Origin of the sequence: Streptacidiphilus sp. MAP5-3 (genome assembly GCF_041262505.1) — a bacterium.
Taxonomy (GTDB): domain Bacteria; phylum Actinomycetota; class Actinomycetes; order Streptomycetales; family Streptomycetaceae; genus Streptacidiphilus.
In genome coordinates, this window is record NZ_JBGCCL010000037.1 from 29,875 (window position 1) to 52,106 (window position 22,232).

The window sequence follows — 22,232 nt, forward strand, 5'->3', positions numbered from 1 at the left end:
CCGGACCCGGCGCGCCGCGCGGTGGGCACGCACGCCGCCACGCGCCGGGCCTGGCGTTACCGTCGCCGACCCGGCATCATCGGCACTCCATGCCGTTCCGGGAGACGTTCCCGGGATGCCGTCCGACCGGAGCCCTGTCACCCCATGAGCTCGTTCGCCAGTCACCAGCACTCGGAACGCCGGATCAGCGTCGTCTTCTGGGTGCTGCTCGCAGTCTTCGCCGCCTCCGGCGGGGCCCTCTGGACGGACTGGGGCAACCCCCGCGTCGGGGTCTTCCTCTTCGTCTGCGCGGGCTGGCTCATCTCGCTCTGCCTGCACGAGTACGGGCACGCGCGCACCGCGCTGCACGGCGGTGACATCAGCGTCGGAGCCAAGGGCTACCTGACGCTGAACCCGCTCAAGTACACGCATCCCGTCTACAGCTTCGTGATGCCGCTGATCTTCATCATCCTGGGCGGCATCGCGCTTCCGGGCGGCGCGGTCTTCATCGACCGCAGCAAGATCCGCAGCAAGGTGAAGAACAGCCTGATCTCGGCGGCGGGCCCGCTGACCAACGTGGTGTTCGCCCTGGTCCTGCTGCTGATCGTGGGCGCGGTGCCGGTGACCACCGGGCACGTCAACTTCTTCGCGGCGCTGGGCTACCTGGCGCTGCTGCAGCTGATGGCGGCGATCATCAACCTGCTGCCGGTCCCCGGCCTGGACGGCTACGGGATCATCGAGCCCTGGCTCTCCTACGAGACCCGCCGCTCACTGTCGTTCATCGCGCCCTACGGCATGATGATCGTCTTCCTGCTGCTGTGGAACCAGCGGGTCGGCAGTTGGTTCTTCAACGACGTGATCTACAAGATCCTCGGCTGGTTCGGCAACACCGGGGACTTCGCCCAGCTCGGCAACGTCCTCTTCCACTTCTTCAGCCTGAACCTCGGCGGGATCTTCGGCGGCAGCTGAGCCGAGGCTCAGGCCCGGGCACGCTTCCACTGCACCCAGCCGACGTTGCTGGCGACACCGGCCAGCAGCACGAAAGCCAGCCCGAGCCAGAACTGCGCCAGCACCGACACCACCGCGGCAGCCAGGGCCAGCACGGCGAGAACGAAGGCGAAGAGCGCGAAGCGGGGCATCGGGGGAACTCCAGCGGTACGAACGGAAGGGCACGAGCGAGCCCGGACGAGGACCATTCTCCCCCGTCCGGACCGTTCCCCCGTTGCCGGGGTGCACAGCAGGCTCACACGCCCGCGTCACACGTCGGTGATCCGCAGGCCCGCGTGCGCCTTGTACCGGCGGTTGACCGAGATCAGGTTGGCCACCAGCGACTCGACCTGGTGGGCGTTGCGCAGTCGGCCCGCGAAGACACCGCGCATGCCGGGGATCCGGTCGGCCAGCGCCTGCACCACGTCCGTGGCGGCCCGCTCCTCGCCCAGCACCAGCACGTCGATGTCGATCTCCTCGACCTCGCGGTCCTCCAGCAGCACCGCCGACAGGTGGTGGAAGGCCGCCGTCACCCGCGACTCCGGCAGCAGCGCCGCGGCCTGCTGTGCCGCGCTGCCCTCCTCCGGCTTGAGCGCGTAGGCGCCCTGCTTGTCGAAGCCCAGCGGGTTGACGCAGTCGACGACGATCTTGCCCGCCAGCTCCGCACGCAGCGACGCCAGCAGCTCGGCGTGGCCCTCCCACGGCACCGCGACGATCACCACGTCCGACCGGGCCGCGACCGAGGCGTTGTCCGCGCCCTCGACGCCGTGGCCCAGGTCGGCGGCGACGGCCTCGGCGCGCTCCGCGCTGCGCGAACCGACCAGCACCCGCTGACCGGCCTTGGCCAGCCGGTACGCCAGCCCGCGCCCCTGCGGGCCGGTCCCGCCCAGCACGCCGACGACCAGGCCGGAGACGTCCGGCAGGTCGAACGGCGACCGGGCCGCGGTGGAGGTGGTGGCGGCAGCGGCGCCACCGGACGCAGCATCAGATGTACTCATGGCCAGATCCTCCCATTCCGCCGCCGCGGTGCGGGAGCATGGCTGCCATGGATGCGGTGAGGGTCACAATGCTGCGCGAACTGCTCGCGGACACCGCCTGGCCGGAGCGGGCCTGCGGGTTCGGCGGCGCACTGCGCGAGGCGGCGACACCGGGCGGGCTGCTGCTGGTGGGCACCGAGCAGGAGGAGCCGTGGCACCTGGCCGCCCACCTCACCGACGAGGCCGCCTACGCCGACCTGCCGGGCCTCGCACCGACGCTGGTGCGGCACCGCGTCCCGCCGGGCGCCCCGCCGCACCTCTCCGTGCCGCTGGCCCGGCTGGAGCAGGCCCGCCGCGGTGAGACGGTCTTCGTCGTCGCTCCGGACGCGACCGACGAGGGCCTGCTGGAACGCGTCCACGACGCCCGCCGGATCGGCGCGACGGTGCTGGCGCTGGAGGCCGACGACGTGGAGCTGCGCGGCCTGGCCCACGAGGCGCTGACGGTCCGCCGGGATCCCGCCACACCCTCGTTCGAGCTGGTCCAGCACCTGGTCAGCGCCGCCGCCGGAGAGCCGGTCTGCCGCCCGCGCCGACGCGGCGTCAGGGACCGGCTCTCGCAGCTCGTGGACCGCCTGACCGCACCGCCCCCGCCACTGGGCTGGTAGCCCCGCCGCAAGCCCCTCCGACGACTCTGCGACCACTCGCGCAGCGCAACCGCCGTGCCGGAGCCGGGTTCGCGTCGTTGGGCCCGGGACGACGCAGCCGCGCCCGCGAGGAGAAACGCATGAGCTCAGCCACGGCACCGACGGTCACGGCGGTGACGCCTCCCGTGCTCGACCTCCTGCTCCCGCACGGGCAGTTGCTCGCCTCCCGGGTGCACCCGCAGGCCGACGCGGTCCGGCGCGAGCACGACGCGTGGTTCCGGCAGGCCCTGGCGGGGCTCCAGCTGCCGGGCAGCGAGCGGCTGTTCGGGCCGTGCGAGGGCGTCAGCCTGATGTGCCGGGTACTGCCGGACGCGGACCCCGAGCGGCTGGTGGGCATCTGCGTGGCCGCCTCCGCGCTCTTCCTGCTGGACGACGTGGCCGACGACGAGGCGGTCGAACGGGCCCGCGCGGACGACTACCTGGCCGTACTGCGTGACGCCGCGCCCAGCACCTCCTCCGCTCCGCTGCTGCTGCTCGCCCGGACGCTGACCCGGGCGCGGCAGGGCGTGGCCCCGCGGATCTGGGCGCGGTTCGTCAGCGGCTTCTCCGAGGTGATCGCGGCGGGCGCCGGCAAGTCCGGGACGGCGACCCGGATCGACGGCTACGACGCCTATCTGGCGGCCCGCCGCGCGGACTCGGCGATCGACCTGGTCGGCGTGGCCATCGAGCACGGGCTCGGACTGGATCTCGATCTGACGGTCCGTCAAGTAGCTCGTGAGGTAGCGGACGCCGGTCCGGCAGGAGGCCTTCCGACGTGGGAGGAGTTCCACAACGCCTGTTTCCGGCACACCATCCTGGTCAACGACCTGCTCTCGTTCCGCAAGGAGTTCTTCGGCGGCGAGCCCATGAACGCCGTCACGGTCCTGTGCGAGCAGGAGGGCCTGCCGCTGCAGCAGGCCGTGGACGCGGTGTGCATCCGGATCGCGCGGGCCGAGGCGGACTTCCTGTCCTCCGCCCGTGCGCTGCGCGAGCTCGGGACGCCCGAGCTGGACGCGTACCTCACGGCCTGGGAGCTGATGTTGAGCGGCAACCTGGTCTGGTCCCTGGGCTGCCCCCGCTACCACGGCGCGGACGCCCGCCCCTGGCCGTCCGGCGTCCCGAAGCGGATGGAGCTGCACCGGGACCGGACGGTCTTCAGCTGACGTCAGCTGAATGTCAGCCGGCGTCCCCGGGGGCCCCGCCTCGCCCGCCTCGCCCGCGGAGCAGGGCCAGGCCCGTCGCCGCGCCGACCAGCAGCACCAGCAGCGCGGCGACCACCCGCGCCCACGCACCGGTCGCCGCGACCGAGACGGTCGCCCCGGCCAGGACCAGCGCCTGGGCCGCGACCGCGCAGCACAGCAGCGACCCGTCGCGCAGCTGCGCCGCGCCCGGCGGGCCGCCCGCGACGGCGTCCACGAAGACCAGGTAGGCCAGCAGCAGCCCGGCGTCGCAGGCCATCAGCCAGACCGGCGGCGAGCCGATCGCCGCCACCAGCACGAAGCCGACCGCGACCGCCGTGTTGCGGTGCCGCGCCAGTAGGGCGTGCCAGCGCGCATCGCCGCTGACCGGACGGGCCACCACCGGTGGCGCGCCGAACCAGCCCAGCAGCACCAGCACCGCCAGCGCGACGGTGCGGCCCGCGAGGTCACCGAAGGAACCGCCGCTGCTCGGCAGGCCGGACCGGACCAGCGACACCGGGTCGCTCGCCGCGCACGCCAGCGCCACACCGAGCGCGCGGGCCGCCCACAGCTCCACGGCACCGGTCCGTCCGCCGTGGGTATGTGACGTTACGTCAGCCCCCGCGCGGTGGAAAACGGTCATCGCAGCCTCCCCTGGATACGGGTGCGCATGAGCGGCGCGAAGCTCAGGTCGAGGGTGCCGCCCTCCCAGGGCGTGACCGGGATGCCCTTCTCGGTCAGGCTGAACCGCAGCGCCTGCCGGTCCAACCGCCACAGTCGCCGCGCCAGTTGGTCGAGGACGTTGCTGGCGTCGACCCTCGGGTCGCCGATCGGGATCTCCACCACGACCACCGGGTTGCCGCGCTCGGCCAGTCCGCCGAGGACACCCATCATCCGGTTGTCCGCCAGCGGCGTCACCGCGTGGACCAGTGCGCCGTGCGGCAGCGCGGGCGGGGGCAGCCGGTTCAGGTCCGGCGTGTCGTAGGCGAGGTCGCGGCGGACGTCCAGCACGGTCTGCACCAGGCGGTAGAAGTACTGGTCGCCCTGGCCCGGTTGGAGCCAGTGCAGCCGCCCGCCGACGGAGACCACGCCGACCCGGTCGTGGCTGCGCAGATACGCGCGGACGATCCCGGCGGCCACGCGCAGCGACTCGTCCAGGCTGGAGACGCCGGTGGACGGGTCGCGCATGTCCGCGAAGGCGTCCAGCAGCACGACCACGTCGGCGGCCCGCTCGGAGGCGAACTCCTGCAGCTGGATCGCGCCGCGGCGGGTGGTGGCGGACCAGTTGATCCGGCGCTGCCGCTCGCCCCAGACGAAGGGCCGGACGCCGACGATCTCGACGCCCTCGCCCAGCTGTCGCGAGGTGTGCTCGCCCAGGTTGCCCGGCAGCCGCACCGGAACGGGCGTCAGACCGCCCTCCGACGGGACCGGGAAGATCTCGACCTGGCCCAGCTCGACCCGGACCGTCCGGCGGCGCAGCCCGCCCAGGTCGTAGAGGTCGACGTCGACGGTGCCCAGCGACCAGCGTCCCCAGCGGCGCGCGAGGAAACCCAGGATCAGCTCAGCGCCGTCGGTCTCGACGGAGACCAGCTCCGTGCCCGCGCCGGGGACCAGGCCCGGGTCGATCCAGTCGGCGGACCCGGCGAAGGCGACGGTGAAACGCGCCGTGATCGGCTCGCCCTCGAAGACCCGGTCGCTGGAGCGACGCACCCCATCGCCCGCCAGCGTGGGCCGGGAGGTGATCCGGTGCGGGGCGAGCGCGGCGAAGAGCAGCAGGCAGAGCGGGGCCGCCGCCAGGGCCAGCAGCCACGGCTGGCCGGTCAGCAGCGCCGCCACGACCGCCGCGACCGCCACCGACCCGAGCCGGAGCGCGCGTTCGCCCGGCCGGACGCCCTCCTCGGTCCGCGCCGGGGTCTCCTCGTGCCCGACGCCCTGCGGCTGGCCGTCCAGGGCCCGGGCGACCGGGTGGATCATGCCCGGACCGGCGCGTCGGCCGGCAGAGCGGTCGTCCCACCCGCGGTCGACTCACCGGCGGCCGACCCACCGGCGGCCGGCTTGCCCGCGACCGGGCCGCCGGAAGCCGCCTGCGCGGGCGTCCGCGGAGTCGTCCGCGGGGTGGGGACGCGCTGCACGACCCCGGCGACGACGTCGTCGGCGGTGATCCGGCGCACCCACAACTCCGGCTTGAGGGTGACCCGGTGGGCCAGCCCGGGAATGGCGACGGCCTTGACGTCCTCCGGGACGACGTAGTCGCGTCCGGCCATCACCGCGCGGGCGCGGGCCAGTTGGACCAGCGCCAGCCCGCCACGCGGGGAGGCGCCGACCTGGATCTGCGGGTTGTTGCGGGTCGCGTCGATCAGCGCGACCACGTAGTCGACCAGGTCCGCATCGACCTCGACCCGCTCCAACGCGTCGCGCATGGCGACCAGTTCGGCCGGGGTGCCGAGCGGCGTCAGCACCGCCTCGGGGGTGCTGCGGTCGAGGCGGCGGCGGAGCATGGCCGCCTCGTCGGCCACCGGCAGGTAGCCCATCCGCGCCCGCAGCAGGAACCGGTCGAGCTGGGCCTCGGGCAGCGTGTAGGTGCCCTCGTACTCGATCGGGTTGTCGGTGGCGATGACCACGAACGGCTCCGGCAGCCGACGGGTGGTGCCGTCGACCGAGACCTGACCCTCGGCCATCGCCTCCAGCAGCGCGGCCTGGGTCTTCGGCGGCGTGCGGTTGATCTCGTCGGCCAGCAGCAGGTGGGTGAAGACCGGGCCGGGGCGGAAGACCATCTCACCGCTGCGCTGGTCGTAGAAGGGCGCGCCGGTCACGTCGGACGGCAGCAGGTCGGGGGTGAACTGGATACGGCGGAAGTCCAGGCCGAGCACGGTCGCGAAGGAGCGCGCCAGCAGCGTCTTGCCGAGGCCCGGCAGGTCCTCGATCAGCACGTGGCCGCCCGCCAGCACGCCGAGCATCACCAGCTCCAGCGCGGCGCGCTTGCCGACGACTGCGCGCTCGATCTCGTCGAGGACGGCGTGGGCGCGGACGCCCGCCTGCCTGGGGGTCAGCTGGTCGGTCTCGGGGCCGCTCACGGTGCTCCTCTTCGGCGGATCAGGTCTTCGGCGGTTCGGATCTTCGGCGGATCAGGTAAGCGTCGTTCAGAGGGATTCCAGGCGGGCCACCAGCGCTTCGAGCACCGCCTGTGGCACCGGCCGGGAGATCGGCAGGTCCTGCGTCCCGGCGGCGCGGGCGACGCGCAGCGCCCTGGGCGTACGGGGCAGGCGCGGGTCGAGCCACGGCCACAGCTCGCGGCCGATCACGGCGGCGGCGCGCTCCGGCTGCGCCCGCAGTGAGATGCCGTGCTGCTCGGCGAGCCGCACCTCGTAGAGGCGCAGCAGCAGCGGGTAGAGGTGCAGGCCGTAGCCCTCGGGGGTGTTGGCCGCATCGGAGAGCGCCAGGCCCCAGTAGCGCAGAGTGGGTTCGCGACCGACGGCCAGCCGGGTACGACGGCGGTAGCCGCTGTCCATGCCGGAGGCGCCGAGCGCCCAGCGCGTCCCCCAGAACAGGGCGCCGACCAGCACCGCGCCGCCCACCGACGCGCCGGCGACCCCGCCGACCAGCCCGAGCGCGGCGACGCAGACGGCCCCGAAGCCCAGCAGGATCAGCAGCGGCACCCCGTCCGCGCCGAGCAGACGTGAGCGCGCGGACGCGTCCCGGCCCCAGTCCCCGTCCGTGTCCCCGTCTGCAGGTGCCTGCGTGTGTGCCTGCGTCTGTGCGTGCGTGTCCGCGTCCGGAGCGGAGGTTGCCCGGGCGGGCAGGTGATCGGCCATCAGAGCTCGGCCTCCTCGGGCACGCGGATCCCGCCCTCGGCGGCGGCCCGGGCCAGCTCGGCGGCGATGGCGTCCAGCGCGGCGCCGGCCTGGTCGCGCTGGTGCTCGGCCATGGGGTGGGTGGAGTACCGGGCCTCGCGGAACAGGTCGGTGAGCGTCCGCACCGACGCCTCGTCGACCGCGCCGGAGAGCACCACCCGTTCGAGCAGCTCGGCCGGGGTGTCGGCGGTACGGCGGCCGAGGCCGCCCTCGGCCAGCGAGTCCTCCATGGCGGCGTAGCAGGCGATGATCGCGGCGCGCGCATCCGATCCGGCGAGGGCCTGCTGACCGGCCGTCACCGCCTCGGCCAGCGCCTCCTCGGGCTCCCCCACGACCGGCTCGGCGCCCAGCGCCTGCCCGGTGCGGGAGCCGACGGAGACCCACCGGCTCAGCATCACGGCGAGCGCCACCACCAGCGCGATCCCGGCCAGGGCCAGCACCACGAGCAGCAGGGTGGAGAGCGAGAACGGCAGGTGCGCTCCCCCGCCCGACCGGCCCGGCTGGGTCACCGGCTCCTGTGCCTGCGACGGCCCGGGGTGCGGGGTGAGGCTGGGCATCACACCGGGCTGATCCGGGAACTCGTCGGCCCCCGGGGTGTGCGTGCCGAGCAGCGTGAGCCCGACAGTGGTCACCACGGCGGCCAGCACCACCCCGGGCACGACCAGGGAATCGATTCTGTCGCGGACCGGCCCGGCCTCCGTCGCCCGGTCCTGCCAGGCGCGGAACCGTCCCACCAGCACGAAGGCGAGCACCACCACGGCCAGGATCGCCAGCGGCCAGTCGGACTTGACCGGGCCCATGCCGTAGGACGAGGCGCCTTGCGCGGCGTTGAGCGAGAGCGCGGCAAGGGCGAGCGCCACCGCCGCCGTCAACACCGCACCCAGGCGCGCGCCCTTCCGCCGCTGCTGACTGCGCTGTGCCACGTACGTTCCCCCGGCTCGCCCCTGTTGTGGGGACACCCTGCCACAGCTGCGCCACCCCCGTCAGGGGGGCATCAGGGATTCGCCCGGGAAGGGGCGTATACGTCCCGTCTCGGGCGGATCACTGCTCGCGCGGGCTACTTCCAGCGCGGGTCGTTGTCCCACTCCTCGTTGCGCTCGGCAGCGCGCTCCAGCGCGTGCGAGGCGGCCTCCGCCGTCGGGTAGGGGCCGAGCCGGTTGCGCGCCGGGCACTCCGGGCCCTCCTCGACCGCGGCGTGCTTGAGACACCAGAACCACTCGCCGGGTTTGCCGGTCGGCTGCTTCGCCATCGCGTCCTCCTGCTGCTCGTGCTGTATCGCTGTCGCTGTCGTCCAGGGTGATGCTTCCCGCCTGACTAGGATGACCACCATGGCGCCTCTCGTCCCCGGAACGCTTTCGCCCACCCGTACCGTCCCGGCCCACATCCCGCGGCCCGAGTACGTCGGCAAGAAGGCACCCACGCCCTACACCGGTCCCGAGGTGCAGACCGCCGAGACCGTCGAGAAGATGCGGATCGCCTCGCGCATCGCCGCCCGGGCGATGGACGCCGCAGCCGCCGTGATCGCACCGGGCGTGACCACGGACGAGCTGGACCGGATCGCGCACGCGTACATGTGCGACCACGGCGCCTACCCGTCCGACCTCGGCTACCGGGGCTTCCCCAAGTCGATCTGCACCTCCGTCAACGAGGTGATCTGCCACGGCATCCCGGACTCGACCGTGCTGCAGGACGGCGACATCGTCAACCTGGACGTGACCGCGTTCATCCACGGCGTCCACGGCGACCTCAACGCCACCTTCCTGGTCGGCGACGTGGACGAGGAGTCCAAGCTACTGGTCGAACGGACCCGCGAGGCAACGCGGCGCGGCATCGCCGCGGTCAAGCCGGGACGGCAGGTCAACGTGATCGGCCGGGTGATCGAGTCCTACGCCAAGCGCTTCGGCTACGGCGTGGTCCGGGACTTCACCGGGCACGGCATCAACACGTCGTTCCACTCCGGGCTGATCATCCCGCACTACGACAGCCCCTACGCGACCACGGTGATGCGTCCGGGCATGACGTTCACCATCGAGCCGATGCTGACGCTGGGCGACCACCGCCACGACGTCTGGGACGACGGCTGGACCGTGGTCACCAAGGACCGCAAGCGCACCGCCCAGTTCGAGCACACGCTGGTCGTCACCGAGACCGGCTCGGAGATCCTGACGCTGCCGTAACGGCTGGGCGGACGGGGCTCAGCGGATCATCCACTGCTCGCCGAGCGCCGGGGCGCCAACCGCGGCGCAGGCGTCGGTGAGCACGTCGAGCAGGCGGACCGGGTCCGGCAGCGGCTCCTCGGGGCCGCGGATCCACCCGGCCTCGGTGCCGTCGACCAGGCGGGACGGCGGCAGCAGCACGTAGCTGCCGCGGGTGTGCCAGCGCAGTCCGGGGTGGTCGATCTGGTCGTCCTCGGGGAGGGTGTCGAGCTCGGAGGTCCACCACTCGTCCTCGTCCAGCGGGGAACGGGTCGTGGTGAAGAAGAGCCAGCGGTCCTGGCCGACCGAGGCGACCGGTCCGGCGGCGACACCGGCCTCGGCGAGCCGGTCGAGGGCGAGGCGGCCGGCCTCGGCGGGGACGTCCAGGACATCGTGGACCCGGCCGGTCGGGGTGATCGCGTTGGCGTCGGGGTCCCGGCTGAGCCAGTGGGCGATCTGGTCCGGGTCGGTGGTGGCCTGGGTCTTCCAGGCGAAGGAGAGCGGGTGCTGGGCCGGAGCCGGACAGCCGACCCGCTCACAGGAACATCGGAAGTCGACCGCGTGCGCGGCCGGGGCGACCGGGAAACCGGCCCGTGCGGCGTCGAGCAACGCGCACAGCCGTCTGGCGCGTTCCGCAGCGGCATCCGCCTCGGCCGGGCGACCGCCCGGACGGACCCACCTGCGCCAGAAGGCGCCGATCCTGCCCGCCGAATCCACTCGAGCCCCTTTCGCGCCCGCGCCCGGGATCACCGGGGCACGTACAGAGCAGGATACGGCTGCGCGGCACCCGACATGTGCCAACGGTGCCCGTCCGGGACGAGAGATGGGTCTCACCCACCGTTCCCATCACGCGCACGGGCACCTGGAGTTGGGCACGAGCACCCCGACTGCGGGGCCGGACTGCAGGGCCGGACTGCGGGGCCGGACTGCGGGGCCGGACGGCTCAGCTGTTGACCATCTGGGTCAGCTGGCTCGCGGCCGGGACCTGGTTGGTCACGTTCAGACCGTTGGCCGCGCCGGTCTTCTTCACGCTGTCGACCACGTTGTTGACCTGGTTGAAGTCGGCGTCGGTGGCGTTGCCGCCCTTGATCTTCTGCGGCAGGTTCTTCAGGCTGTCCACCGCGCCCGAGAGCGCGTCCGTCGCCTTGGAGAGCGTCGGGTCGCCCTTGGCGTCGTTGAGCGCGGCCTTCAGCCGGTTGTACGTGAAACCACCGGCCAGCGCGCCCTTGACCAGGGCGAGGGTCCGGCCCTTGGCGCCCTTCTTGAACGTGCCCGCCTTGAAGGGCTTGTAGAGCCACTGGTAGGCCGCACCCGCCGCCAGCGAGGCGTTCAGCACGAACTTGGTCTTGGCCAGCTTGACCCGGTCCGCGCTGCTGGTCGGCGAGGCGGTCGCGGCGACCTGACCGGCGTTGATGCTGCCACTGGCCGACTTGCTGCCGGACGAGCAGGCGGGCAGCACCAGCAGCGCGCCTGCCGTGGTCAGGGCGACGAGGGACGTACGGACGCGAGCGGTTTGCAGCGACACAGTGAGGCCTCCGTTGGTTCGGGCACGTCTTGGGCAACGCTCACATGTCCCCGGCGCTCCGGCGCGCTACTGTCGCCCGAACGAGTGATCCCGACGCGAGCTGCGCTTGCGCGCCCCGCAGCCTCGCACTCACGCCCCCAAATAGCGCAGTACGGCCAGCACCCGCCGGTGGTCCGCCCCCGACACCGGCAGGTCCAGCTTGAGGAAGATGTTGGCGACGTGCTTCTCCACCGCGCGCTCGGTCACCACCAGCTGCGCGGCGATCGCCGCGTTGGAGCGTCCCTCGGCCATCAGCCCCAGCACCTCCTGCTCGCGCGGGCTGAGCCGGTCCAGCGAACCCCGGGCCGGGCTGGCGCCGACCAGCTGGGTGACCACCTCCGGGTCCAGTGCGGTGCCGCCCGTGGCGACGCGCTCCAACGCGTCGACGAAGTCGGCGGTGTCCAGCACCCGCTCCTTCAGCAGATAGCCGACGCCCGCCGAGCCACTGGCCAGCAGCCGCGCGGCGTACTGCGTCTCCACGTACTGGGAGAAGATCAGCACCGGCAGGCCAGGACGCTGCCGCCGCAGCTCGATCGCGGCGCGCAGGCCCTCGTCGGTGTGGGTGGGCGGCATCCGGACGTCGCTGATGACGGCGTCGGGCGCGTGCTCGGCAGCGGCCGCGAGGAGCCCGGACGCGTCGGGCACGGCGGCGACCACCTCGTGGCCCTCGTCCTCCAGCAGCTGCACCAGGCCCACCCGCAGGATCGCGGTGTCCTCGGCGACGACGATGCGCATCCGGTCCCTCTCCTCTGTCATCTGTCATCCATGCTCGTCAGCAGCTCGTCGGCGACCCGTCAGCACCCGTCGAGCTCGACCGTGACCGTGGTCGGGCCGCCCGGCGGGCTGTCGACGACGAGGGAGCCGTCGGCGACCCGGACCCGCTCCGCCAGGCCGCGCAGGCCGGAGCCCGCGCCCGCGAGCGTCGCGCCGCCTTGGCCGTCGTCGGTCACCAGCAGCCGGAGCCGTCCGTCGCCCTCCAGCACCGCGATCGACGCCGAGCGCGCCGCACCGTGCTTGGCCGCGTTGGCGAGCAGCTCGGCGGCGGCGAAGTAGAGCATCGTCTCGACCGCCGCCTGCGGTCGCCCGGCGACCGCGACCCGCACCGTGGTGGGCAGCGGCGCGCGTGCGGCGAGCGTGGTGAGCGCGGCCTCAAGGCCGGAGTCGAGCGCCGGCGGGTGGATGCCACGGACGAGTTCGCGCAGCTCCTGGACGATCTCCCGGGTCTCGGCGCGGGCCTCGGCGATCAGTTCGGCGGCCCGTTCCGGCTCGCCCCTGGTCAGCCGGGACTCGGCCCGGCCCAACCGCATGCCCAGCGCGACGATGCGGGCCTGCGCGCCGTCGTGGAGGTCGCGCTCGATCCGGCGCAGCGTCGCGGCGGCCTCGTGGATGACCAGTTCCCTGGTCTCCTCCAGCTGGGCGACCCGCTGCTGCGCCCGGGAGGGGCCGAGCAGCCGGAGCATCAGCGCCTTGTCCAGCGCCAGTGGCGCCCGCGCCACCCACGGCCAGGCCAGCAGCACCAGGGCGCCGAAGAGGACCACCAACAGCGCGCGCGGCCAGGTGTCGAAGGCGAAGCCGGCGATCGCCAGGCCCGCGTCGCCCGGGTGGGCGGCCGTCTGCGCCTGGAGCTGCCAGATCAGCGGGTAGAGCAGGAAGACCGTGCCGTAGACCCACCAGACGAAGCCCAGCACGAACTGGACCAGCCCGAGCGGGAAGCGGATCGCCAGATAGCCGACGGCCCGCCAGGACGCCACATCGGCCAGGTTGCGGACCAGATAGCCGGGAAAGCCGTGCCCGCTCGGCGGCCTCGGCGGCGCCGGGATCTCGACACCCAGCAGCACCCGCGCCGTCCCCCGGTACGCACCGGCCAAGGACCGGTCCAGCGCCAGGAAGAGCGGGAGCAGCGGCAGCAGCAGCACCCCGGCCGAGAGCAGCCCCAGCACGCAGGTCACCAGCACGGCGGCCAGGCCGACCAGGGCGAAGGGCGCGCTCAGCAGCGAGTAGAGCAGCTCCCGCCAGGTGCGCGCGGAGAAGGGTTCCCGCAGCGCCCGGAGGGTGACGCTCCCGGCGTTCACGGACTCGGACGGCTGCGCGGACATGGGCACAGTCTCGCTCATTCCTTGATCGCACGAGCTGTGCGACGACGGCTCTGCAGCGTTCAGACGTTGCGTCGACGGAGCGTCAGATGCGCGGCGGCGTAGAGGACGGCCGTCCAGCCGAGCAGGATCAGCGCGCCCTGCCACGGCGAGTAGACGTCCGAGGCGTTGTGCCCGCTGCCGAGCATCACGTTGGCCGCGGCCGGCAGCGCCTGCGCGATGTGGGCGCCGACGTTCCCGGGCACAGCCTGGAACGCGGCCGGGAGGACGAACTGCAGCGCCAGGACGGTCGTCACCGCTCCGGCGGTGTGCCGGATCAGCGCGCCGATGCTCAGCGCCAGCACCCCGGTCAGCGCCAGGTACACGCCGAAGCCGAGCACACCGCGCACGGTGGTCGGGTCCGCCAGCGGGAGCGAGGCGTGGGCGGCGGTGATCGAGGAGCCGATCAGCAGCGACGGCAGTGCGATCAGCACGCCGAGCACGAAGAGCACGGCCGCGAAGACGGCGGCCTTGGCGGCGAGCACGGGCGTCCGGCGCGGCGTGGCCAGCATGGTGGAGCGGATCATCCCGGTGGAGAACTCCGAGGCGACGAAGAGCACGCCGAGCACGCAGGCGGCGATCTGCGCCCACTGCGCGCCGGGTTGGAGCACCAGCCCGAGGGTGTCGCGGACGAAGTCCTGCCGGGTGCCGGGGCCCATCGTGTTCCAACTGCTCGTGATCAGCGCGGGCACCAGGATGTTGAAGCCGATGCCCAGCACGGTCAGCACGCCCAGGCACCACCAGGTGGAGCGCAGGCTGGTGAACTTGGTCCGCTCGCTGCGCAGCAGGTCGCGGAAGTCCGGTGTGTGCCGAGTGGTGGCCGGTCCGGTCGGAACGGCAGCAACGGTGGTCATGTCGACGGATCCTCTCTGGCTCAGGCCGGGTCAGGCGGCGGCGTACTGGACGCTGTCGGCGGTCAGGCGCATGAACGCCTCCTCCAGCAGTGCCGGGCGGGCGACTTCCGGCGTCGCGGCGTAGACGTCCGGGTCGGTGTGGCGCTCGATGAACTCGGCGGTGCTGCAGTCGGCCAGGAGTCGGCCGCGGCCGATGACGAGCAGGTGGTCGGCGGTGACGGCCATCTCGTTCATCAGGTGCGAGGAGACCAGCACGGTGCGGCCCTCGGCGGCGAGGCGCTTGATCAGGGTGCGGATCCAGAGGATGCCCTCGGGGTCGAGGCCGTTGACGGGCTCGTCGAGGATCACGATGCGCGGGTCGCCGAGCAGCGCGGCGGCGATGCCGAGGCGCTGGGCCATGCCGAGCGAGAAGCCGCCCGCCCGCCGGTCGGCGGCCTCGGCCAGGCCGACCAGGGCCAGCACCTCGTCGACGCGGTCGGCCGGCAGGCCCTGGGACTGGGTCAGGCAGAGCAGGTGCTTGCGGGCGGTGCGGCCCTTGTGGAAGGCCTTGGCCTCCAGCATCGCGCCGACCTCGGTGAGCGGGCGGGACAGCTCCGCGTAGCGGCGGCCGTTGATCAACGCCTGGCCCGCGTCCGGGCGTTCGAGCCCGAGCAGCAGCCGCATGGTGGTGGACTTGCCCGCGCCGTTGGGGCCGAGGAAGCCGGTGACCTGGCCCGGTCGGACCTGGAAGGTGAGGGAGTCGACGACGGCCCGGCCGCCGTAACGACGGGTCAGGTTGCGCGCCTCGACGGCGGGTGGGGCGGACCGGGTGGATCGGGAGGAGGTCATGCCTCCACCCTGCCGAGCACGGGCAGGGCCGGACGAGGGCGCAGCCACCCGTTCCGGGAGGTGGGGCTACCACGAACCCGGGACGGGTGACTGCACGTCGTGACTCTCGAAAGGGCAGGTCAGCGCGGTGCTGCGGAAATCAGTCGGCCATGACCGGCCCGGTGGCGAGCGCCTGCTCGTCGTCCTTCTCGCGGCCGAGCCGCGAGTGCTTGCGGCTGTAACCGAAGTAGACGACCAGGGCCAGCACCAGCCAGCCCGCGAAGAGCAGGAAGGTGTTGGCGGGCAGGTTCCAGATCAGGTAGAGGCAGAAGACCACGGACAGCGCCGGGACCACCGGGTAGCCGGGGACCTTGAAGCCGCGCTTGAGCAGGGGCTCGCGCACCCGCAGCACGATCACGCCGACGGAGACCACGGCGAAGGCCACCAGGGTGCCCATGCTGGTCAGGTTGGCCAGCCAGTCCAGCGGCACGAAGGCGGCCAGCACGGCGATGAACGCGCCGACGATCAGGGTGTTGCCGACGGGGGTGCCGGTGCGCGGGTTCACCTTGCGGAAGACCGGCGGCAGCATGCCGTCGCGGCCCATCGAGTAGAGGATGCGGGTCTGGCCGTAGATGACGACCAGGGTGACCGAGACGATGGAGATGACCGCACCGGCGGAGAGGAGCGCGCCGGGCCAGTTCTGGCCGGTGACCCGCTGCAGGATCGCGGAGAGGCCCGCGTCCTGGCCGTTGAACAAGGTCCACTTCTGCGCGCCGACGCCGACCAGGGCGACCACGCAGTAGAAGGCGGTGACCACGACCAGCGCGCCGATCAGCGCGCGCGGCAGGGTCTTCTGCGGGTTCTTGACCTCTTCGCCGGCCGTGGAGACGGCGTCCAGTCCGATGAAGGAGAAGAAGACCGAGGAGGCGGCGGCGCTGATGCCGGCGAAGCCCATCGGGGCGAAGGGGTGCAGGTTGGCCGAGTGGAAGCCGGTGATGCCGATGATCACGAACAGGACCAGCACGGCGAGCTTGATCAGCACCATGATCGTGTTGATCAGCGTCGACTCCTTGGAGCCGCGCATCAGCAGCAGGCAGCAGAGCACCACCAGGACCACGCCGGGCAGGTTGACGTAACCGCCGTCGCCGGGCGGCGCGGAGATCGCCGCGGGCATGGTGACGCCGAAGAGCCGGTTGGTCAGGTCGTTGAGGTACTGGCCCCAACTCACCGCGATCGCCGAGCCGGAGACGGCGTACTCCAGCAGCAGACAGGAGCCGACCACCCAGGCCGCCAACTCGCCGAGGGTGGCGTAGGCGTAGGAGTAGGACGAGCCGGAGACCGGCACCGCCGAGGTGAGCTCCGCGTAGCAGAGGGCGGTCAGCGCGGCCGTGATCGCACCGATCACGAAGGAGAGGATGACGGCCGGGCCCGCCTCGGGAACGGCCGTGCTCAGGGTGAAGAAGATGCCCGTACCGATGGTCGCCCCGACGCCGATCATCGTGAGCTGGAAGGTGCCCACGGTCCGGCGCAGCCCGCCGCCCTGCTGGCTTTCCGCCGCCTCGGAGTCGGCCAGGAAGGCCGCTACCGGCTTGCGCCGCAGCATCTGCTGGCGGAGCCTCACATCGTTCGGGGGCATTGGCACATGGCCTTTCACTGGGCAGGGCGGGTGGTTCGCCGTTCCCGGACGTGAGGTACGGGACGGGGAAGTGCGTGGGGGTGAGCCCTCAGCTCGGGTGGGGGGTTACGGCAGGTCGCGGCGCATCAGGTCGGCGTAGGTCTCGCGACGGACGACGGCGCGGTGCGCCCCGTCCTTGACGAAGACCACCGGGGGCCTGCGGGCGCCGTTGTAGTTGTTGCTGAGCGCGTACGTGTACGCGCCGGTGACCGGGACCGCGATCAGGTCGCCGACCTGCGGGTCCTGGAGCGGAACGCCGGCGCTGAGGGTGTCGCCGGACTCGCAGTGGCGGCCGACCAGGCGGCACTGCTCGCCCTCGCCAGTCGGACGGGCGGCGACGGCGGCCTCGAAGCGCTGCTGGTAGAGGGAGACCTCCAGGTTGTCGCCCATGCCGCCGTCGACGGCGAGGAAGGTGTGGCCGCCGCCGCGCTTGACCGAGACGACCCGGTAGAGCGAGACCCCGGCCTCGGCGACCATCGAGCGGCCCGGCTCGATCAGGATCCGCGCGTCGGCGGGCAGCAGCCGCTTGGCCACGTCGATCATCGCGTCCAGGTAGTCCTCCACCGTCGGCGGCCGGTCCGCGTAGGTGTAGCGGGAGCCGAGCCCGCCGCCCAGGTCGTAGACGGCGAACTCACCCAGCTCGGCGACGGCCTCGACGGCCTGCGCGAACGGCGCGGTGTCCAGGATCTGCGAGCCGACGTGGACGTGGACGCCGTCCAGCCGGAGCCGGTCGCTGGCGCGCAGCCGGGCGATGGCCGCACGGGCCTGGGGCAGCAGCAGGCCGAACTTGGAGCCGTTCTGGCCGGTGGAGATCGCCTCGTGGGTGTCGGGGCGGATGTCCGGGGTCACCCGGACCAGCACGCCCTGCTCGCCGCCGGTGGTGGCGTTCGGGGTGTCGCGGAGGATCGACTCCAGCTTGTCGATGTCGTCGAAGTTGTCGACGACGATCGTGCCCGCGCCCGCCTCGACGGCGAGGCGCAGCTCCTCCTCGGTCTTGGCGTTGCCGTGGACGACCAGTCCCGCCGGGTCCGCCCCGGCGGCGACGGCGAGCGTCAGCTCGCCGCCGCCCGCGACGTCGATGCCCAGGCCCTCCTCGGCCAGCAGCCGGTAGACGGCGGTGCAGGGGAAGGCCTTGGACGCGAAGGTCGCGCGGGAGTTCGGCCAGCGCGCGGCCAGACCGTCGGCATAGCGGCGGGCACGGGCGCGGATCGCGGCCTCGTCGACGACCAGCGCGGGGGTGCCGTAGGTCGCGGCGAGCTCCGAGGCCGGGACGCCGCCGAGGACCAGGGCACCCGATCCGTCGAGAGTCGTGCCGGGCGGAAAGAGGCCCACCAGATCAGCCGCTGGATCCCGCTGCGCCGCCATGGGCATCTCCTCGCGTCTGTCCCGTGTCATGCGGGTTCTTCCGCATTTTTGGCTTCTGTTGTCACTCCCCCGAAAAGTGCTCGCCTTATGCTCAGGCCCACGTCATGTCCAGTCATTGGCGATTTCGCCTAAGATCGCTGCATGAAGATGGCGAATCTGCCGACCCATAGTGGGACAAGCGAGGAGTTGTACGCCCTGGCCGACGCCATCGGGGCGGTCACCGGCGGGGCCGTGGCCATCGAGGACCTGGACCACCGGATCCTCGCCTACTCGACCCTGCCCGACCAGCGGATCGACGAGCACCGCCGCCGGGGCATCCTGGAGCGCCGGGTCCCGAACCACCAGCCCGAGCAGCTGTCCCAGTACCGCGCGGTCATGGCCGCGCCGGGCGTGGTCCGGCTGCCGGTCCTGGCCGAGACGGAGCTGCCGCGCGCCGCCGTCGCGATCCGCGCCGGGCACCGGCCGCTCGGCACCATCTGGGCCATCGAGGGCGAGAACCCGATCGACGCCGACGGCGAGCGCGCCATGGTCGACGGCGCCCGGCTGGCCGCGCTGCACATGCTGCGCCGCCGCAGCGCCGCGGAGCTCGACGTCCAGGCGCGCGAGGACGCACTGCGCGCCGCGCTCCGGGGCAGGCGCACCGCGCGCGAGGTCCGCTTCGAGCTGGGACTGCCCGGCCAGCGCCCGCTCGCGCTGCTCGGCTTCGCGCCGGTGCTCGACGCGGGCGACGCGGCCGGGGACGACCTGCTGGTCCGGCTCGCCGCGTCGTCCACCCGGCACTGGCCGGCCGTCCACGCGGAGGCCTCGGTGGCCACCGTCGGCCGCACCGTCTACGTGCTGCTGCCGCTCGACGACGCGGTCTCCGCGTTCGCCACCGCGCGCCGCCTGGGCGAGCAGGCCGCCGCCGTGCTGGACCTCAGCATGGAGACACCGCTGCGCGCCGCCGCCTCCCGGATCGCCTACGGGCCCGAGGAGCTGCCCGACCTGCGGGCCGAGGTCGACGACGTGCTCCGGGTCACCACCGCCGACCCGAAGGCGCCCGGCTTCGCCACACTGCAGGACACCCACGCGCGGGTGCTGCTCGCGCACGTCGCCGACGAGCTGGCCCGCCGTCCCCGGCTGCGCCACCCCGGCATCGACGCGATGCTGGAGCACGACCGGGCCAAGGGCACGTCCTTCGCCGCCTCGGTCACCGCCTGGCTCGACGCGGTCGGCAACATCGGCGAGGCGGCGGCCAAACTGACCATCCATCCGAACACGCTCAAGTACCGGCTGCGGCGCGCGGGCGAGCTCTTCGACATCGACCTGGACCACCCCGACGACCGGCTCTCCTGCTGGCTCCAGCTGCGGATGCCGCGGTAGGTCCCGTCGGCCGGGCCGACCGGGAGCCGCCGACGTCCAGGCGAAATCCGGCTGATCCAGCCGGCATTGATGACCGGCACGAACCTGGTGGCACGCCGGAAAGCACTGGTAGGACCGTCCCCATGAACCCGAACGCCGCATCCGCGCCCGCCCGTTCCCTCGCGAGTTCCCGCTACGACGTCGTCGTGATCGGCGGAGGCCACAACGGTCTCGTCGCCGCCGCCTACCTCGCCCGTGCCGGGCGACGGGTCGCCGTCCTGGAGCGCCAGGACCACGCGGGTGGCGCGGCCGTCTCCGCCCAGGTCTTCGCGGGCGTCGACGCCCGGCTGTCGCGCTACTCGTACCTGGTCAGCCTGCTGCCTCGGAAGATCGTCAGCGACCTCGGCCTGCGACTGGACCTCAAGCGCCGCCGCTACTCCTCCTACACCCCCTACGGCGCGGGCGACGGCCTGCTGGTCGACAACGGCGACGACGCGGCCACGGCGGCCGGCTTCCGCTCGCTGACCGGCGGGGACCGGGAGTTCGCCGCCTGGCAGGAGTTCTACGGCCGCACCCGCAAGGTCGCCGACGCCGTCTTCCCGACGCTCACCGAGCCGCTGCCCGACCGCGACCAGCTGCACAAGCTGGTCGCCGACGCCGCCGGCGAGGAGACCTGGCAGGCCCTCTTCGAGCGGCCGATCGGCGAGGCCGTCGAGGCCGTCTTCACCGACGACGTCGTCCGCGGCATCGTCCTGACGGACGCGCTGATCGGCACCTTCGCCTCCGCACACGACGCGTCGCTGCGTCAGAACGCCTGCTTCCTCTACCACGTGATCGGCAACGGCACCGGCGACTGGGACGTCCCGGTCGGCGGGATGGGCTCGGTCACCGGCGCGCTCACCGCCACCGCGCGAGCCGCCGGAGCCGAGCTGCTGACGGACTGTGAGGTGACCTCCGTCCAGGCCGACGGCCACAGCGCCGAAGTGCGCTTCGTCGACGCGCGCGGGGCGGAGCGGACCGTCGGCGCGGACCACGTGCTGTGCAACGCCGCTCCGCGCGAACTGGCCCGACTGGTCGGCGACACCGCGCCGCAGGAGTCGGTCGAGGGCGCGCAGCTCAAGGTCAACATGCTGCTGACCCGACTGCCCCGGCTCCGCGACAGGTCCGTCGACCCGCACGCGGCCTTCGCGGGAACCTTCCACATCGCGGAGTCCTACCGGCAGTTGGAGACCGCCTACCGGCAGGCGGCCGACGGCTCGCTGCCGAGCCCGGCGCCGTCGGAGGTCTACTGCCACTCGCTGACCGACCCGAGCATCCTCGGCCCCGAGCTCCGCTCCCGCGGCTACCAGACGCTCACCCTCTTCGCGCTGCACCAGCCCGCGCGCCTCTTCGCCGAGTCGACCCGCGACGCCCAGCACGAGTCAGCACTGCGGGAGGCCGCCCTGCGGGCGGTGCTGGCCCCGCTGGACGCGGTGCTGGACGAGCCGATCGCCGACTGCCTGGCCGTCGACGCCGACGGCCGCCCCTGCGTCGAGGCCCGCACCCCGCTCGACCTCGACGCCGACCTGGGCCTCCCGGGCGGCAACATCTTCCACCGCCCCCTCGTCCTGCCCTTCGCCGAGGCCGCCGAGGCGGCGTCACCGAGGGCCGGCCGCTGGGGCGTCGGCACCCCGTACGCCGCCAACCTGCTCCTCTGCGGCGCGGGCGCCCCGCGCGGCGGCGGCGTCAGCGGCATCCCCGGCCACAACGCGGCCATGGCGGTGCTGGGACGGTGATCCGCGGGTGATCCGCAGGTGATCCGCGGGTGACCGACCCCAGGGCCTGGGCTCAGCCCTCGTAGCGGGCGCCGCGGAGGCGGGGTTCGAGGCCGATCCAGATGACCGACATCAAGCGCCGGGCCGTCTCCTCGGGCGGCTCGGGGCCGGTGTCCAGGACCCAGCCCGCCAGCGCGTCCGCAGCGCCGACGATCACCTGCGCTATCGCCGCCGCCTCGCCCCGGTCCGGGCCGACGTCCTCACCGTCGGTGCGGTGGGTGTGCTCGCCCGCCGCCTCCCGGACCGCGCGGCGCAGCAGGGCGGTGACGGCGGAGGCGACCTCGCGGCGCGCGGCCGTGACGTCCTCGACGACCGGCTCGCCCTGGGCGCGGGCCTGCTGGTAGAGGACGATCCAGCTCTCCCGGTGCTCGGCCACGAAGCCGAAGAACGCGGTGAGCCCGCGGAACAGCTGCTCCCCCGGATCCAGCGACGGGTCGGCGGCGCTGGCGAAGGCGCTGATGATCCGGTCCGCCTCGCGCCGGATGCAGGCGGCGAAGAGCTCCTCCTTGGACCCCAAGTAGAGGTAGAGCATCGGCTTGGAGACGTCACAGGCCTCCGCGATCTCGTCCATCGACGCCGCGTGGTACCCGGAGCGCGAGAAGATCCGCACGGCCGCGTCGAGCATCTGCTGCTCGCGCTGGGCCCGCGGTACGCGCTTGGCCTTCACAGGGGCCCCTTCCCGGGCATCCGATCGCATTCTGCGAGTCTATGGGGTCAGCCTGGGAACTCTTGGCCAAAGCCGGGTACGCAACCGCATGCGCGGAAGTTGCAACGTGACCCGCTGCACCCACGTGGGACCTTGCATCCCGGCCCACGAGAGATTTAACTAG

Annotated in this window: 23 protein-coding genes; 6 read left to right on the forward strand and 17 right to left on the reverse strand. The window is 73.0% G+C overall.

The features are described from left to right. The first annotated feature begins 144 nt into the window (after positions 1-144). Entirely contained in the window at positions 145-948 is an 804-nt protein-coding gene (locus ABH928_RS33075; protein ID WP_370072388.1) for a site-2 protease family protein, read from the forward strand. Between the two features lie 8 nt (positions 949-956). On the opposite strand, the gene ABH928_RS33080 is transcribed toward ABH928_RS33075, so the two are convergent. Continuing rightward, on the reverse strand, positions 957-1,118 hold the full coding sequence (locus tag ABH928_RS33080) for a hypothetical protein (protein WP_196196544.1): 162 nt from the start codon (positions 1,116-1,118) through the stop codon (positions 957-959). A 117-nt stretch (positions 1,119-1,235) separates the two neighbouring features. Then, on the reverse strand, positions 1,236-1,964 hold the full coding sequence (gene npdG / locus ABH928_RS33085; RefSeq protein ID WP_370072389.1) for an NADPH-dependent F420 reductase: 729 nt from the start codon (positions 1,962-1,964) through the stop codon (positions 1,236-1,238). Positions 1,965-2,011: 47 nt separating this feature from the next. Between npdG and ABH928_RS33090 the strand changes: the two genes are divergently transcribed. Both ABH928_RS33090 and ABH928_RS33095 read left to right on the forward strand, forming a co-directional pair. Further along, positions 2,012-2,608, forward strand: coding sequence for a hypothetical protein (locus ABH928_RS33090; RefSeq protein ID WP_370072390.1), 597 nt, complete (start codon positions 2,012-2,014; stop codon positions 2,606-2,608). Positions 2,609-2,727: 119 nt separating this feature from the next. Continuing rightward, positions 2,728-3,789: a hypothetical protein gene (locus ABH928_RS33095; protein ID WP_370072391.1), complete on the forward strand. Its 1,062-nt coding sequence runs from the start codon at positions 2,728-2,730 to the stop codon at positions 3,787-3,789. 13 nt (positions 3,790-3,802) lie between these two features. On the opposite strand, the gene ABH928_RS33100 is transcribed toward ABH928_RS33095, so the two are convergent. The 6 genes from ABH928_RS33100 to ABH928_RS33125 all read right to left on the reverse strand — a co-directional run bounded on the left by ABH928_RS33100 (position 3,803) and on the right by ABH928_RS33125 (position 8,904). Beyond that, the gene (locus tag ABH928_RS33100; protein WP_370072392.1) at positions 3,803-4,447 is read right to left on the reverse strand and encodes a hypothetical protein; all 645 of its coding nucleotides are present in this window, start codon (positions 4,445-4,447) and stop codon (positions 3,803-3,805) included. Further along, positions 4,444-5,778: a DUF58 domain-containing protein gene (locus ABH928_RS33105; RefSeq protein ID WP_370072394.1), complete on the reverse strand. Its 1,335-nt coding sequence runs from the start codon at positions 5,776-5,778 to the stop codon at positions 4,444-4,446. The genes ABH928_RS33100 and ABH928_RS33105 overlap by 4 nt, the downstream gene beginning before the upstream one ends. Next, positions 5,775-6,878: an AAA family ATPase gene (locus ABH928_RS33110; protein ID WP_370072395.1), complete on the reverse strand. Its 1,104-nt coding sequence runs from the start codon at positions 6,876-6,878 to the stop codon at positions 5,775-5,777. Before ABH928_RS33110 ends, ABH928_RS33105 begins: the two co-directional genes overlap by 4 nt. Positions 6,879-6,944: 66 nt before the next feature. Continuing rightward, entirely contained in the window at positions 6,945-7,616 is a 672-nt protein-coding gene (locus ABH928_RS33115) for a hypothetical protein (RefSeq protein ID WP_370072396.1), read from the reverse strand. Next, positions 7,616-8,578: a DUF4129 domain-containing protein gene (locus ABH928_RS33120; protein WP_370072397.1), complete on the reverse strand. Its 963-nt coding sequence runs from the start codon at positions 8,576-8,578 to the stop codon at positions 7,616-7,618. The genes ABH928_RS33115 and ABH928_RS33120 overlap by 1 nt, the downstream gene beginning before the upstream one ends. A gap of 134 nt (positions 8,579-8,712) precedes the next feature. Further along, positions 8,713-8,904 (reverse strand): hypothetical protein, encoded by a 192-nt coding sequence (locus ABH928_RS33125; protein WP_370072398.1) that lies wholly within the window; start codon positions 8,902-8,904, stop codon positions 8,713-8,715. 70 nt (positions 8,905-8,974) lie between these two features. On the opposite strand from ABH928_RS33125, the gene map reads away from it, so the two are divergent. Further along, on the forward strand, positions 8,975-9,832 hold the full coding sequence (map, locus tag ABH928_RS33130) for a type I methionyl aminopeptidase (RefSeq protein WP_370072399.1): 858 nt from the start codon (positions 8,975-8,977) through the stop codon (positions 9,830-9,832). A gap of 18 nt (positions 9,833-9,850) precedes the next feature. Here the strand turns inward: map and ABH928_RS33135 are convergent, their stop codons facing one another. The 8 genes from ABH928_RS33135 to lysA form a co-directional block, all read right to left on the reverse strand. Further along, entirely contained in the window at positions 9,851-10,567 is a 717-nt protein-coding gene (locus tag ABH928_RS33135; RefSeq protein WP_370072400.1) for a bifunctional DNA primase/polymerase, read from the reverse strand. Between the two features lie 226 nt (positions 10,568-10,793). Then, on the reverse strand, positions 10,794-11,375 hold the full coding sequence (locus ABH928_RS33140) for a hypothetical protein (RefSeq protein WP_370072401.1): 582 nt from the start codon (positions 11,373-11,375) through the stop codon (positions 10,794-10,796). A gap of 129 nt (positions 11,376-11,504) precedes the next feature. Further along, positions 11,505-12,149 carry a response regulator gene (locus tag ABH928_RS33145; RefSeq protein WP_370072422.1) on the reverse strand — a complete coding sequence of 215 codons (645 nt, stop codon included), beginning with the start codon at positions 12,147-12,149 and terminating at the stop codon, positions 11,505-11,507. A gap of 59 nt (positions 12,150-12,208) precedes the next feature. Then, positions 12,209-13,528: a sensor histidine kinase gene (locus ABH928_RS33150; protein WP_370072402.1), complete on the reverse strand. Its 1,320-nt coding sequence runs from the start codon at positions 13,526-13,528 to the stop codon at positions 12,209-12,211. Between the two features lie 41 nt (positions 13,529-13,569). Further along, positions 13,570-14,400: an ABC transporter permease gene (locus ABH928_RS33155; protein ID WP_370072403.1), complete on the reverse strand. Its 831-nt coding sequence runs from the start codon at positions 14,398-14,400 to the stop codon at positions 13,570-13,572. A 30-nt stretch (positions 14,401-14,430) separates the two neighbouring features. Continuing rightward, positions 14,431-15,228 (reverse strand): ABC transporter ATP-binding protein, encoded by a 798-nt coding sequence (locus ABH928_RS33160; protein WP_370072404.1) that lies wholly within the window; start codon positions 15,226-15,228, stop codon positions 14,431-14,433. 139 nt (positions 15,229-15,367) lie between these two features. Next, the gene (locus ABH928_RS33165; protein WP_370072405.1) at positions 15,368-16,843 is read right to left on the reverse strand and encodes an amino acid permease; all 1,476 of its coding nucleotides are present in this window, start codon (positions 16,841-16,843) and stop codon (positions 15,368-15,370) included. A gap of 105 nt (positions 16,844-16,948) precedes the next feature. Next, positions 16,949-18,247, reverse strand: coding sequence for a diaminopimelate decarboxylase (lysA, locus tag ABH928_RS33170; RefSeq protein WP_370072406.1), 1,299 nt, complete (start codon positions 18,245-18,247; stop codon positions 16,949-16,951). A gap of 141 nt (positions 18,248-18,388) precedes the next feature. Between lysA and ABH928_RS33175 the strand changes: the two genes are divergently transcribed. Together ABH928_RS33175 and ABH928_RS33180 are read left to right on the forward strand one after the other, a co-directional pair. Next, the gene (locus tag ABH928_RS33175) at positions 18,389-19,609 is read left to right on the forward strand and encodes a PucR family transcriptional regulator (protein WP_370072407.1); all 1,221 of its coding nucleotides are present in this window, start codon (positions 18,389-18,391) and stop codon (positions 19,607-19,609) included. 122 nt (positions 19,610-19,731) lie between these two features. Continuing rightward, positions 19,732-21,363, forward strand: a complete 1,632-nt coding sequence (locus ABH928_RS33180; RefSeq protein WP_370072408.1) for a phytoene desaturase family protein — start codon at positions 19,732-19,734, stop codon at positions 21,361-21,363. Positions 21,364-21,415: 52 nt separating this feature from the next. Here the strand turns inward: ABH928_RS33180 and ABH928_RS33185 are convergent, their stop codons facing one another. Continuing rightward, positions 21,416-22,069 carry a TetR/AcrR family transcriptional regulator gene (locus tag ABH928_RS33185; RefSeq protein ID WP_370072409.1) on the reverse strand — a complete coding sequence of 218 codons (654 nt, stop codon included), beginning with the start codon at positions 22,067-22,069 and terminating at the stop codon, positions 21,416-21,418. Positions 22,070-22,232 lie beyond the last annotated feature (163 nt).